Below are 14,155 nucleotides of genomic sequence, written 5' to 3'. Positions count from 1 at the left end.
GCCGGTTTAGCGCCAAATGAATCTGAGGTTAGATATCAAGATTCTAAAACTGTGGCCAAATTTTATTGACCACTACAAACCACTCATCTGATTCTTTAAAGCTATTACTCATTACAATTCCATTTGAATTACGTTTAATGAGTTTGATTATACTTAATTGAATTACTTAATAAAGGTCTTTCAAAAACCAAAAAAGCACTTATAAAAATAAGTGCTTTTGTTGGTTTGCTCAATTAGTGTGGTTTACAGCGCGTTAAATACGTCGTCAGTTTTAGCTGCGCAAATAAAATCGTTTTTATGTAGGCCTTTAATTGAATGGCTCCACCAAGTTACAGTTACTTTGCCCCACTCGGTTAATAAACCTGGATGATGGCCTTCGTCTTCTGCCATGTCGCCTACTTTGTTAGTAAACGCGATAGCCTGTTTAAAGTTTTTAAATTTATAAACACGCTCAAGCTGCATAATGCCGTCGCGAACTTCTGGAACCCAGTCTGGGATTTTAGTAATTAATTGTGCTAACTCTTCGTCAGATACTTTTGGCGCATCTACATGACAGGCTTCGCATTTTTGTGCACTTAATGAAGACATTCTAAATCCTTACTTTTAGCTTTTTTAGCATTAATGTTTAACTGGCTAATTTTTCTTTTGGTGGAAATTTTGGGTCGTGCAAGCCAAGATCTTTAGCTCGCTCAACCAAAGTCATAATATCCATTTGTGATATATCAAACAGATCATGAATCGAATTTATGGTGTAGTACTGTGGTTGCATAATATCAATTCGGTACGGCGTACGCAGTACATCAAGCACATTCATTGGGCTAATTTCTGGCGTATTTGAGTATACGTATTGGGTTTCACCTGGGCTTGATAAAATACCACCGCCGTAAATACGCAGGCCATCTTCGGTTTGCATTAAACCAAATTCAACCGTAAACCAGTATATACGTGCAAGGTATACACGGTCTTTTTTCTGCGCTGCGTAACCTAACTGTCCGTACTTATGCGTAAACTCGGCAAAGTCAGGATTAGTTAGCATGGCGCAATGGCCAAATATTTCATGAAAAATATCTGGCTCTTGTAGGTAGTCAAATTCTTCGCGGCTACGAATAAATGTAGCTACCGGAAACTGCTTGTTTGCTAGTAATCTAAAAAACTCATCAAAGTCGATAAGCGCAGGCACTGGCGCTACTTGCCAACCGGTAGTGGCTAGTAACACTTCATTTAGTTCGCTTAACTGCGGAATACGATCGTGCGGCAGGTTAATCTTTTTTAACCCTTGCATGTACTCATTGCAGGCTTTGCCTTCTATGCACGCAAGTTGGCGCGCTACAAGCTCAGACCAAATTTTATTTTCTTCATCACTCCAATGTATAACACCATTTTCGTCTGGTGTTTTGGATGTGTATTTACTTGCTTTAGCCATAAGTACCTTCTTGGGTGTGAGCCCTAAATCGGTGTCAGTGTGATACTCAAACCTATTGAATATCGAATGACCCCATACTATGCAAAAGTGAAGAAAAGTTTAATAGATAGGCTAACATCAGTATTTGGCGCGATCACATCAATCGTAAAGCTAAAATTACACCTATGGAGCATTATAAATACAGAGCTTAAATTAAAGGCCTGCAGCCTGGCTTTTCATGTACACAATTAAATACACCTAGCCAATTTGAGTGAAAGCTTGGTTTAAATCACTAATAATGTCGTTAACATCTTCAAGCCCAACCGAGAGCCTGATCAGCCCATCACTTATTCCAGCGGCAGCTCGCTCCTCTGGCGTATAAGGAGAGTGGGTCATAGATGCAGGATGCTGAATCAGTGTTTCAGCGTCGCCTAGGCTTACAGCAAGTGTACAAAGTTTCATACTATCAATAAATTGCGCGCCATCTTGTAGCGTACCTTTTATTTCAAATGCAATAACACCACCAGCGGCTTTCATTTGGTTACCAATAAACTTATAACCTGGATGCGATTTAAGCCCAGGGTAATATACGGTACTTACTTGTGGGTGCGCTTCTAGATACTCAGCTATTATTTGTGCGCTTTGACAATGGCGCTCTATTCTAATAGCGAGTGTTTTTAGGCCTCGATTAATTAGCCATGCATCGTGCGGGCTTATGGTTGCGCCAATATCTTTTAGTACGGTCATTTTAATGTGTGTTATGTGCTCAAGCGATCCACATACAATACCGGCTACTACGTCACCATGACCATTTAAGTACTTGGTCGCACTGTGCATTATAATGTCGATACCGTATTTTTTAGGCGATTGCAGCAGCGGCGTTAAAAAGGTGTTGTCGACCACACTAATTAAATTGTGCTCTTTAGCAACTGCGCCAATGAGTGCTAAATCAATAACCGCCATAGTGGGGTTGATTGGCGTTTCTACAAATATCATTTTTGAATTAGGTTTAATGGCAGCGCGTAGTTCGTCCTCGTTGGTCATATCAACAAACGTGACTTCGATTCCCCAGCGCGGCAACATATGCGAGAAAAACGCAAAGGTACAACCATACAAAGCACTTGAGGCAACAAGGTGATCTCCCTGCGATAAAAAGCTCAGTACTGAGGCAGATACAGCCCCCATACCTGTTGCGGTTGCAGCAGCTGCTTCACAGCTCTCTAGTTGAGCAACTTTTTGCTCAAGCTCTGTGGTTGTAGGATTTCCTAAACGCGTATAAATATAGCCAGGTTCGTCGCCTGCAAAACGCGCAGCACCTTGAGCGGCATTTTCAAAATGAAAGGTAGAGGTTTGATACAAAGGGGAAGTAAGTGCGCCGTGCGGATCGTTTGCTTTATGTGGTCCGTGAATACATTGGGTATTTATATGATGCTTGCTCATTGTAGGCTCATTTTTTGATTATTATGTTTTTGCGATTCAACAATCAAAACGTATGCGCTTACAAACAGCAAGCATGCCGGATGCTCAGATGGCTATTTGTGTAAAAACCATGCAGCGCACGTTTGTACACAAATATTGCCACTGCTAATCTAGTGTGTTGGTTCAGCCTTTTTACGGCTCATAATTTTACCTGCGATGCTTTGTACAGTGCCTTTTAGTAAGCTGCGTTTGTTTTCTAGCCGTGGTAATGGGCGACTAAGCTCCATTGCTTTGTAACCAATACGTGCAGTAAAAATACCCGCGCTTACGCCCTGTGCAGCCCGCCCCGAAAGCTTACCTAAAAGCTCAGCACTTAATGCAGTTGCAGCAAGGTCAGATACAAGCTCTGCACTGCCAACAAACATTACTTGTTTTATCAGCATACGATACAGCTTTATACGGCTTGCGTAGCCAAAACCAATGCCGTAAATTTTACCAATTTGTTCAATTAACTTAGTACCGCGCCAAAGTACGGCCATCATATCCACCAGCGCAAGTGGGCTTAGGGCAACTAGCAGTGCGGATTCGGTCGCAAACCGGTTTATAAGCTTTTTAGCTTTGGTGTCTTGGGTTATTAATAAACTATTGGCGTACAGCGTCATTATTTCTTTGTCACTGTGATGCATCGCTACTTGGTTTTTAAAGGTTTCAAAGTTATCAAGCTCTTGGTGTTTATTAAGCTTTTCAAGCCAAGGTAATGCACCGCCTACTTGCTCGCTGTTTAAAAGCCTGTCGGCTTCAACTCGGTGCAATTGGTTACGCTTTAAACTGCGCAGCATTCGGTACTCTCGCCACAATAAGCGCCCTATTAGCAGCACACCACTTACAACCGCGGTTAAATAAACACTGCCTAAAATAATTGACTGCTCGAAAGCAAATACTAACGAGTACGCAAACTCTAAAAGCACCAGCACTATAAAACTAATAGCAAACACGCCTTTAAGCGTTTGCCACTTTGACTTTTTGTACACAGGCTCCAGATCAATTTCTGGCTCTAGTGCTTCATCTTCAAGTTCTTCGTAATCACTTTGTCCGTGCTGAATAATTTTTGCAGGTGCTAAAACGGGTTCGTTTTGCTCAATGCTGTGCGTATCTATACGACGCCCTGCTTGAAATGGTTGGTTTGACTCACTCATGTTAATTTGTCTCCTAGCAGGTACTGCATGACATGATCTAATCGAATGTGTTTTAGTTGTTTATCGGGGCTCGGCATTGGAGAGAACGATAAAAACTCAAACCCCTGTACTGGCCATTCACTTTTATTAAGCATCCGCTTGGGAGGCTGCGGCGGTAAATACGTAAGCCAATCAGGCTCGTTTAACGGTTTACCGTAAATGCAATCAAGCGTTTGGCCTTTGTCGCTAATTTGGCGCGGCTGCGTGGCTGTAATTGACGACATAGCCATGGTTTCTATTTGCACACCATCAAACTTTAAATGATTACTTTGCTCATGCACGAGCGAATCAAGCAGTAGTGCTAAATCTTTATGGTGTTTTGCACTTATGTGGTCTGACTTATTAGCTGCAAATAATATTTTATCTATATTTGGTTTAAATAAACGTTTAAAAAAACCTGACTCACCATAGTTAAAGTGCGCGAGTAATTGGTTTATTACACTACTTTGCTCTTGGAGTGTTTCGTGCCCTTCGTTTAACGCACTCAGTACATCCACAAGTACGATTTGGCGATCGAAGTGTCTAAAATGTTCATTATAAAATGGTTTTACAACTTCTTTTATATAGGCGCTAAAGCGCTTAATTAAATGCGCTAAATTAGAACCCGCAACAACATCGTCACTGTTTATTTCACCCGATACTGGAAAAAACAATAATAATGGCGCGCCTTGTAAGTCGCCAGGCATAAGCATGCGCCCGGGTTGTAACATGGCAAGTTTGGTATCTTTTTTAAGCCCTACTAACATGCTTTGATAAAGCTGAGCAATATGAGCAAGTGCGTTTTCATCTACAGGCGCATTTAAATCAAGTTGCTCAACAGCAGCTAGAAAATCACTTGATGTATTTACACGCGAAGGCTGAGTTAGTAACGGATATTGCTGTTCGCACCATTGAGAATAGCTTTGTTCAAGCATAGGTAAATCAAGAAGCCATTCACCCGGGTAGTCAATAATATCTAAATAAAGCGTTGATTGCGGCGAAAAGTGGCCGCGCAGCCCTGCGTTACTTTGATACTTTATTGCCAAGCGCAGCGTATTAATCCGCTCAGTTGATGCAGGCCATGTAGGCATCCCATCGCTGGGTAATAATGAATTTAGTGCGCGCGTATAATTAAACGTAGGGACTTTTAACGCTTCTTGCGGCACAACTTTAGTGGCCACATGGCGGTGCTCGCGCATTACATCAAAAAAAGGTAAGTTTTTATCGTCCGCTTGGGTTGTTAAGTGTTTAACAAGCGCGGTAATAAAGGCTGTTTTACCACTACCACTTAGGCCTGTTACGGCAAGTTTTACGTGTTGGTCTAAACTGCGATGAAGGGCTTTTTGTGCTTTGCCTTTAATGCTTTTAAAGGTCTTTTTTGCAAATGATTGGCTCATAAAGTGTCTTGCACCTAATTTGCCGTAATTTATCACGCTGCAAATAAGGTGCTATTAAATCCTTTAAAGTTTGTTAATTTCACGGCTCACCGTAAACTCACTTGAAGTAACATGGCGCTCCATATCTTGAAGGCGAGTATCTACACGCGTTAAACGCTCTTTTAAATCTTGCAACGCGCGGCGCGGTGGTTCGCCCTTTTGCCATACTTTAAATTTTACTTCTAGCGGATCGTCAGTTTTAGTTGAGCTGTTAGTTTGCGCTGTTGCGGGCTCTTTTTTATCTAAAATAAACCAGGCTGCAATATACGCTACCACAAATAATGGGCCACCCGTTAGCAGTACCGCACTAACAAATATAATGCGAACTAACCATAACTCCATATTAAAGTAGTCACTTAATCCCGCACATACGCCAGCTATTTTACCGCGTTGTGGGTCTCTTAATAATTCGCGTTTGGCACTCATACTTTGCGTCTCCATTGTGGTGACTCTTGATCAAGCAATGCTTCTAGTGTTTCGACTCTGTCGGCCATTTTTTCGGCTTTATGTGCAAGCTCAAGTAACTGGCGATGTTCGTGTTCACTTAAACCTTGGCTTACTTGTTTTTTGCTACGGTAATGTAAAATTAACCACAGCGGTGCAACAAAAATCATAAACAAGATAAATGGTGCAACTAGTATCTCTGGATCAAACATAATCCTCTCCTGACAATCCGTTTTGATGTTTTTAAGCAGTGGGGTACTTTAAGTACCCCTTTATAAGTTATTTATCAGCTAGCTTCTTTTTAAGTTCGGCTAGCTCATCATCTATCTTTTCATTTTTTTGTAGATTAGCAATTTCGTCCGCTAACGTCTTTTTACCTAAATCGTAAGACTCAATTTGAGATTCTAGTCCATCAATTTTAGTTTCGTAACGTTCAAAGCGATTAAGTGCGTCTTCTACTTTTGAGCTATCAAGTGTCTTTTTCACTTCAAGGCGCGACTCAGCCGAACGTTGGCGAAGTATAATTGCCTTTTGACGTGATTTCGCATCTGCTAGCTTTTCTTGTAGTGTCGTTACTTCTTGCTGTAATTTCTCAATATGAGACTCTACATGTTCAAGTTCACTAGCGACTGAAGCAACGGCATCTGCCGACTTTTGCTTTTCAAGTAGGGCTGAACGCGCTAAATCGTCGCGGTCTTTACTTAAAGCCAGTTCGGCTTTATCTTGCCAATCGCTTACCTGTGCTTTAAGCGTATCTAAGCGGCGTACAATTTCTTTTTTCTCAGCCAATGTTTTAGCTGATGTAGAACGTACTTCAACAAGCGTATCTTCCATTTCTTGAATAATCAGACGAACCATTTTTTCTGGGTCTTCTGCTTTATCTAAAATGGCGTTGATATTAGAATTAACAATATCTGCAAAACGTGAAAAAATTCCCATAACATTTACCTCTGTAATTAAAACTTAGTTAGTCTGCTATAACTAGTATCAATATGCTTGCCAACTTTTTAAAAGTTAAAATACACTTTATTTTCATTACGTTAAACTAAATATACAAATTTCTTTAGTTATCCCTACTTATGAAATACACTAACTGTTAGTAAAAATGACCAAGAGTTAGGAAATATGAGCCAATATCGCCAACAGGATAATTTACTCGGCCAATCAGATAGCTTTCTGTCTGTATTAGATCAGGTATCGCAACTGGCTAATTTAGATAAACCGGTACTTATTATTGGTGAACGCGGCACAGGTAAAGAGCTAATAGCAGCGCGCTTACACTTTTTATCAAAACGTTGGGATCAAAACTACGTAAAGCTTAACTGTGCAGCACTTAACGAAAACCTTCTCGAAAGTGAATTGTTTGGCCACGAAAGCGGTGCTTTTACGGGGGCAAGCAAACGCCACGAAGGTCGTTTTGAACGCGCTAATAGCGGCACACTGTTTTTAGATGAATTAGCTAACACCTCCGCCATGGTACAAGAAAAACTACTGCGCGTTATAGAATACGGTGAGTTTGAACGAGTTGGCGGCAAGCAAACTGTAAAAGTAGATACACGCCTAGTGTGTGCTACAAACGAAGACCTCCCGTATTTGGCCGAGCAAGGTGAATTTAGAAGTGACTTACTTGATCGCCTCGCCTTTGATGTAATTACCCTGCCGCCACTGCGCGAACGCCAAGACGATATTATGTTGCTTGCTGAGCAGTTTGCGATGAATATGGCGCGCGATTTAGAGTGGGAACTCTTTAGCGGTTTTACCCGAAGCGCAACAGAAACACTGCTCAGTTATGATTGGCCTGGTAATATTCGCGAACTTAAAAATGTGGTTGAACGAAGTTTGTATCGCCACGGTAGTGAACATATCCCCGTTCACCAGATTATTTTAGACCCATTCGACAGCCCATTTAGGCCAAAAGCGCGCATTAAAGCACCTGTAGCGGCTCAAACTGTTAATGCAGAGCCTATTGTAGTTGCGCAGCCGATCGCTCAAGCAAGCGCAGATATAACCCTTGATATTCAATTTCCGTGTAGCTTAAAAGAGCGTTCAAACGACTTTGAAATAAACATGATTAATAAAGCGCTCGAGCATAGCCAATTTAATCAAAAGAAAACTGCAGAAGTACTTGGTTTAACGTATCATCAATTACGTGGTTATCTTAAAAAATACAACTTGTTGGATCAACAATAGTCAGAGGTTATGCGGGTGCATAAATTATTACTTGTTTTGCTTGCCACCACTTTAGTTGGTTGCCTTGATAGCAAAGAAGAAATCATAGAAGAAAAAAACCAAGGCTTAGTTTACTGCGCTGAAGCTAACCCTGTGTCGTTTAATCCGCAAGTCACGACCACCGGTTCAACTATTGATATAATTGCTAACCAATTATACGACCGTTTAATTAGTATTGACCCTGTTACGGCAGAGTTTCAAAGTGAGCTGGCGACCGATTGGAAAATTAGTAAAGATGGTAAATCGGTTACCTTTACCTTGCGTAAAGATGTAAAGTTTCATACAACTTCTTATTTTACCCCCTCGCGGGATTTTAACGCCGACGACGTTATATTTACCTTTAGCCGATTATTCGATGTCTATAATCCATATCACTTTGTGGGCGATGCCAATTACCCGTATTTTCAAAGTGTGGGGATTGATCAACTTATTCGTAAAATTGTGCGCGTGTCTGACTATCAAGTGCGTTTTGAATTGTTTAATCCTGAAAGTAGCTTTTTAGCCAATATGGCTACCGACTTTGCCGTGGTGCTTTCAGAAGAATACGCCATGAAACTTAAGAAAAACAATCAAGAAAACTTATTTGATCAGTACCCAATTGGTACCGGTCCGTATATTTATAAAGAATATCGTCGAGATCACCTTGTACGCTTTTATCGTAATCCACTTTATTGGAAGCATGACGTTGCTCTTGAACAATTGGTTTACGACATAACGCCTAATGGCACTGCGCGCATAGCCAAAATGCTGACTAAAGAGTGCGATGTAACGGCTCACCCAAGTAGTGCGCAATTAAGTATTTTAGCGCAACGCGATGATATAAATATCGAAAAAGAAACAAACTTAAATATAGGTTATTGGGCGTTTAATACAGAACGTGCCCCATTTGACGATTTACGCGTACGCCAAGCGCTTGCGCATGCAATAGATGTAGATAAAATAATGCAGGCGGTTTATTACGGTAACGGTACTCGCGCACAATCTATTTTGCCGCCAACCTCTTGGGCGTTTGAGCCACAAGAAGATATTCCTGCGTTTGATCCAGAACTTGCTAAAAAGTTACTTATTGAAGCAGGCTTACCTGATGGATTTGATATGACAATATGGGCTATGCCTGTGAGTCGTATTTATAACCCTAACGCACGTAAAATGGCTGAGCTTATGCAAAGCGATTTGCGCAAAGTAGGCGTTAATGTAAGTATTGTAGAATATGAGTGGAACACGTTTATTCAGCGTATTGGCGAGCACAGGCACGACAGCGTGTTACTTGGTTGGGCGGCAGATACACCCGATCCTGATAACTTTTTTAGCCCACTGCTCAGTTGTACCGCTACTTTTAGTGGCAAAAACCCAGCAAACTGGTGTAATCCCCAATTTGATTTATTGCTTACTCAAGCACTCGACACCACTGATTTAAACAAACGTAAAAAATACTACGACGATGCACAAAGTTTGATTATTAAAGAGCTGCCGTTATTGCCTATTGCTCATGGCCTGCGCTTTCAAGCGAGTAGCGCCGATGTGGAAGGCATAACACTTGGCCCGTTTGGCGCTATTTCACTTGCCAATGCGAGGAAAAAATAATGATCTTAGATTATATTTTACGCCGCCTTGGTTTATTCCTTTTTATGATACTAATGCTTAGTGTATTTACGTTTTCGCTGGCGTATTTATTTCCCGGTGATCCACTCAGTAATTTAAGTGGCATACCGAGCAGTAACTTTGCACAGCATAGTGAGCTTGAAGACAAATATTTATACAACAGCAATTACTTTATGCAATACATTGCCTTTTTAGGGCGAATATTTCAGGGTGATTGGGGGCTTTCGTTTGCCTCAGGTAACAGTGTCTTTAGCCATATTGTTGATTTGCTACCGGCCACTTTAGAGCTAAGCGTATACGCATTAATTGTATCGGTTGTTATTGGTGTACCGACTGGCATTTTAGGCTCTGGCTATCATAAACGTTGGCCCGACAAGCTTATAAACTCGACCACTATGTTGGGTTATTCAATGCCTGTATTTTGGCTCGCATTGTTATTAATAATGGTTTTTTCATTAAAGCTTGGCTGGTTTCCTATGTCGGGGAGAATGGGGCTCCTTTACGAAATACCCGCAAATACTGGGTTTATTTTAATTGATATTGCACTTGCTGGCTTTCCGTATAAAGGCATGGCTTTTGTTGATGCGCTGCGCCATTTAACGCTCCCTACAATTGTACTTGCTATGTATCCTACAACCGTATTAATTCGCTTTACTCGCGAGTCGATGCTTAAGGTAATGGATCAAAACTTTATTAAAACAGCTAGGGCAAAAGGCCTTAACCGCCGTCAACTTATCATGCACCATGCACTGCGTAATGCATTACTGCCGGTAATTAAGCAAATTGGTTTGCAATTTAGTACGCTAATAACGCTTGCGATGATTACCGAAGTTATTTTTTCGTGGCCGGGTATTGGCCGATGGTTAATCGATAGTATTTATCAGCGTGACTTTCCTGCAATTCAAGGCGGATTAATGGCGGTATCTTTATTTGTTATTTTAGCTTCTATTACAGCTGAACTTACTTACACTTTATTCGATCCACTCTCGCGGAATCAGGCTCATGGCAAAGTTTAATTTATTTTCTGAAGAGTCGAATAAATCGCCACTCGCGCGACTTTGGCGAAAATTTAAAAATAACCACCCTGCTTTGGTTGGTTTATGGATATTTATGGCGTTTGCACTATTAGCCGCCACCGCTCCTTTTTTAGCCCCGTATGGTGTAAACCAACAACACAGTGATGCACTGCTTATTCCGCCATCGTGGCGAGAAATGGGCGATGTACGCTTTCTTTTAGGTACCGATGATTTAGGCCGTGATGTACTATCGCGCTTAATGAATGGGGCTACGTATACGTTTGGCCTTTCTGTTGTAGCCGCACTGATCACCACTATTTTTGGTGTATTAGTGGGTACTTTTGCAGGGATTAGTAAAGGGCTGCGTTCAAGCTTTTTAAATCACTTGCTTGATATAACGCTTTCTATTCCTTCTTTGTTATTGGCAATAATCATAATCGCCATACTCGGCCCAGGTTTAATGAATACCGTATGGGCGATTATTTTAGCGCTACTGCCGCAGTTTATTCACTCAGTGCGTAACCTAATTGTTGATGAATTAAGTAAAGATTACATTACCGCATTTAAACTCGATGGCGCATCTAATTGGCATATTATATCGCGCGGTATTTTCCCTAATATTTATGAACATATTGTGGTTATATTCACGATGGCACTTTCTACCGCTATATTAGATATTTCAGCACTGGGATTTTTAAAATTAGGCGCTCAGCCACCGACTACCGAATGGGGCGCAATATTAGCCGAAAACTTAGGCCTTATTTATTTAGCGCCGTGGACTGTAGCGCTACCTGGTGTGCTGTTATTTTTAGCCGTGTTATCTACTAATTTAGTAGGCGATGGCCTGCGACAAGTGCTTAAAGCACGTAAGGCTGATTAAATGCAATTACTCGATGTTCGTAACTTAACAATTGAACTACGTACCTCTGAAACAGTAATTAGAGCCGTAGACAGAGTGAGTTTTAGCTTAAAAGAAGGCGAAGTACATGCGCTTGTAGGCGAGTCTGGCTCTGGTAAAAGCCTAATAGCAAAAGCGATTATTGGTGTATTGAACGAACGCTGGGATATTACTGCCGACCGTATTCATTGGCGCGGCGTAGACTTAATGCGTTTAAGCCCAGAGAAACGCCGTAAAATAGTAAGCCAAGATATAGCGATGATCTATCAAGATCCAAGTCGCTGCCTTGACCCAACCGCTAAAATATTTGACCAAATTGCCGAAACACTCCCAGAGGTAGCAACTAAAGGTTTCTTTTTAAAGCGCAACCGCGAGAGAAAAGACAGAGTAAAAGCGCTTATTCATAAGGTGGGCATTAAAAACCACGAAGCGGTATTAAGTAGTTACCCACATGAGCTCTCAGAGGGCGTATGTCAAAAAGTAATGATTGCGATGGCCATTGCTCGCACGCCTAAGTTATTAATCGCTGATGAGCCAACTACAGCGCTTGAGAGCACAACTCGCGCACAAGTATTTAGACTACTAAAAAGCTTAAACCAACTTAAAAACATGTCTATTTTGATGATCTCTCATGAACTTGAAGAGATTGCACATTGGTCGCATGGCATTCATGTTTTATATTGCGGGCAAATGGTTGAAGCAGGCCCAACCCATGAAATATTTAAACAGCCTCGCCATCCATACACGCAAGCATTACTAAAAAGCTTGCCTGACTACGAACAAGGTTTAGCGCATAAAGAACCTTTTTATGCACTTAAAGGGACTATCCCTACTCTGCAACATTTGCCTATTGGCTGCCGCCTAGGGCCACGCTGCCCGCAAGCACAAAAAGCCTGCGTAGTAACTCCCACCCTTACTAAGCATCATGGTCATAGTTATGCGTGCCATTTTCCGTTAATTAAGGACATGAAATAATGCAGCCACTGTTAAAAGTACAAGCGCTTTCAAAAACATTCAATGTGCGAGCAGGGCTTTTTTCACGTAAAAAGTTTGAAGTACTTAAAAATATTTCGTTTTGTGTCGGTAAAGGCGAAAGTATTGCCATAATTGGTGAAACAGGTGCAGGTAAAAGTACATTAGCAAAACTACTTTCAGGAGCTGATACTGCTGATAGCGGGCAAATTTTGCTCGAGAATAATATTATCGAAGATAATGGCGTACGCGATAATCAATGCCGGGATATTCGTATGATTTTTCAAGATTCAGCTGCATCGCTCAACCCGGGGTTAACCATTGGCGAAATGCTTGATGATTGCCTGCAATATAATACTGAGCTTGATGCTAGTGAACGCACTGAAAAAATTGATGCAACGCTTTCAAAGGTGGGTTTGTTAATCGATCATAAACACTACTACCCGCATATGTTTAGTGTGGGGCAACTACAGCGTGTTGCATTTTCTCGTGCATTAATTTTAGATCCTAAGGTGATTGTGCTTGATGAAGCCGTTTCGTCTTTAGACCCTTCTATACGCGCTCAAATAGTGAATTTATTACTTAAGCTGCAGCGCGACACAGGCCTTACTTATGTGATGATCACCCATCATTTAAGTCTAGTGCGCCACATCAGTGATTATGTGGTTGTACTCGATAAAGGCGAAGTAGTTGAATACGGCCCTACTGAAGATGTTTTTCAAAACCCCCAATCAAAAGTAACGCAGCGATTACTTAGCTGCTAAACGCAGCCTAGCGTGTAATGTAATCTCCTTTATGAAGGTCTTTGTTAAATGCGTAATTTAACAACTAAAACCATAAAGAGGATCTATGCTAAAAAAAACATTACTCACAGGCATTTCATCATTAGCGTTACTACTGCTATCAACAACCTCAATAGCTGACGAAAACTCTACCTCTAAAAGTTGGGTTGGTGGCGTTGATCATTTAGGTTTAACCGTATCAAACTTAAATGCATCCAAAGCATTTTTTACTGATGTACTTGGTTTTAAAACGCTAGGAAGTGATCCAACCTACCCCGCTTATTTTTTATCAAACAATAAAATAACCATTACATTATGGCGCGTAAAAAATGATGAAAAACGTGTGGAGTTTAATCGGGCAGAAAATGTGGGCTTACACCATTTAGCACTCAGTGTTGAAAGTATCAAAAAGTTAAGCGAGCTACATACACACTTAGAAATGCAAAATAATATTACTATAGAGTTTGCACCAGAAAACTTAGGTAAAGGTTCAACCCAACATATGATGATAAGAGAGCCTAGCGGCAATCGGATTGAGTTTATTGCCAGAGGTAATTAATACCAATCCGCAATAATACTTAATTAAGCGAATTGGTAATATACCAACTTTATTTAAGACAATAAAAAAGGCGCTTTAAAAGCTGTCTCTTGATCACAAGTCTGGCTCAAGAGATTTTGCTAAATCGTAGCCTTCCAGGATGGCTTGTAACTTAAGCCATCCTTGCCATAACACTTTCACAG

Annotated in this window: 15 protein-coding genes; 7 read left to right on the top strand and 8 right to left on the bottom strand. The window is 41.0% G+C overall.

Features of this window, described 5'->3' with window-relative positions; genetic code table 11:
• Positions 1-243: 243 nt before the first annotated feature.
• The 8 genes from I6F54_RS19800 to pspA all read right to left on the bottom strand — a co-directional run bounded on the left by I6F54_RS19800 (position 244) and on the right by pspA (position 6,854).
• Positions 244-588 (bottom strand): 4a-hydroxytetrahydrobiopterin dehydratase, encoded by a 345-nt coding sequence (locus I6F54_RS19800; RefSeq protein WP_002958326.1) that lies wholly within the window; start codon positions 586-588, stop codon positions 244-246.
• Positions 589-625: 37 nt separating this feature from the next.
• Positions 626-1,423, bottom strand: coding sequence for a phenylalanine 4-monooxygenase (gene phhA / locus I6F54_RS19795; RefSeq protein ID WP_197142749.1), 798 nt, complete (start codon positions 1,421-1,423; stop codon positions 626-628).
• Between the two features lie 237 nt (positions 1,424-1,660).
• Positions 1,661-2,842 (bottom strand): methionine gamma-lyase, encoded by a 1,182-nt coding sequence (megL, locus tag I6F54_RS19790; RefSeq protein WP_197142747.1) that lies wholly within the window; start codon positions 2,840-2,842, stop codon positions 1,661-1,663.
• A gap of 149 nt (positions 2,843-2,991) precedes the next feature.
• Entirely contained in the window at positions 2,992-4,017 is a 1,026-nt protein-coding gene (locus tag I6F54_RS19785) for a TIGR01620 family protein (RefSeq protein WP_197142745.1), read from the bottom strand.
• Complete coding sequence (locus I6F54_RS19780; protein WP_197142743.1) at positions 4,014-5,432, bottom strand: YcjX family protein; 1,419 nt, start codon at positions 5,430-5,432, stop codon at positions 4,014-4,016. The genes I6F54_RS19785 and I6F54_RS19780 overlap by 4 nt, the downstream gene beginning before the upstream one ends.
• A 63-nt stretch (positions 5,433-5,495) precedes the next feature.
• On the bottom strand, positions 5,496-5,897 hold the full coding sequence (gene pspC, locus I6F54_RS19775) for an envelope stress response membrane protein PspC (protein ID WP_149591832.1): 402 nt from the start codon (positions 5,895-5,897) through the stop codon (positions 5,496-5,498).
• Complete coding sequence (gene pspB / locus I6F54_RS19770; RefSeq protein ID WP_024612319.1) at positions 5,894-6,127, bottom strand: envelope stress response membrane protein PspB; 234 nt, start codon at positions 6,125-6,127, stop codon at positions 5,894-5,896. The genes pspC and pspB overlap by 4 nt, the downstream gene beginning before the upstream one ends.
• Positions 6,128-6,194: 67 nt before the next feature.
• Entirely contained in the window at positions 6,195-6,854 is a 660-nt protein-coding gene (gene pspA / locus I6F54_RS19765; RefSeq protein WP_002958333.1) for a phage shock protein PspA, read from the bottom strand.
• A gap of 186 nt (positions 6,855-7,040) precedes the next feature.
• Between pspA and pspF the strand changes: the two genes are divergently transcribed.
• From pspF to I6F54_RS19730, 7 genes are all read left to right on the top strand, one after another.
• A complete protein-coding gene (pspF, locus tag I6F54_RS19760; protein ID WP_165728517.1) occupies positions 7,041-8,105 on the top strand; it encodes a phage shock protein operon transcriptional activator in 1,065 nt (354 codons plus the stop codon).
• A gap of 15 nt (positions 8,106-8,120) precedes the next feature.
• Entirely contained in the window at positions 8,121-9,728 is a 1,608-nt protein-coding gene (locus I6F54_RS19755) for an ABC transporter substrate-binding protein (RefSeq protein ID WP_197142742.1), read from the top strand.
• The gene (locus tag I6F54_RS19750) at positions 9,728-10,762 is read left to right on the top strand and encodes an ABC transporter permease (protein WP_165740563.1); all 1,035 of its coding nucleotides are present in this window, start codon (positions 9,728-9,730) and stop codon (positions 10,760-10,762) included. The genes I6F54_RS19755 and I6F54_RS19750 overlap by 1 nt, the downstream gene beginning before the upstream one ends.
• Positions 10,749-11,642, top strand: coding sequence for an ABC transporter permease subunit (locus tag I6F54_RS19745; protein ID WP_197119479.1), 894 nt, complete (start codon positions 10,749-10,751; stop codon positions 11,640-11,642). Before I6F54_RS19750 ends, I6F54_RS19745 begins: the two co-directional genes overlap by 14 nt.
• Entirely contained in the window at positions 11,643-12,635 is a 993-nt protein-coding gene (locus I6F54_RS19740; RefSeq protein WP_166421609.1) for a peptide ABC transporter ATP-binding protein, read from the top strand.
• Complete coding sequence (locus I6F54_RS19735) at positions 12,635-13,396, top strand: ATP-binding cassette domain-containing protein (RefSeq protein WP_197142741.1); 762 nt, start codon at positions 12,635-12,637, stop codon at positions 13,394-13,396. The genes I6F54_RS19740 and I6F54_RS19735 overlap by 1 nt, the downstream gene beginning before the upstream one ends.
• A gap of 85 nt (positions 13,397-13,481) precedes the next feature.
• Positions 13,482-13,973 carry a VOC family protein gene (locus I6F54_RS19730; RefSeq protein ID WP_197142736.1) on the top strand — a complete coding sequence of 164 codons (492 nt, stop codon included), beginning with the start codon at positions 13,482-13,484 and terminating at the stop codon, positions 13,971-13,973.
• The last annotated feature ends 182 nt before the right edge of the window (positions 13,974-14,155 follow it).

It is taken from the genome of Pseudoalteromonas sp. SWXJZ10B, assembly GCF_015864475.1.
Lineage (GTDB): Bacteria > Pseudomonadota > Gammaproteobacteria > Enterobacterales > Alteromonadaceae > Pseudoalteromonas > Pseudoalteromonas arctica.
This window is presented reverse-complemented; position numbering and strand designations above follow the sequence as displayed.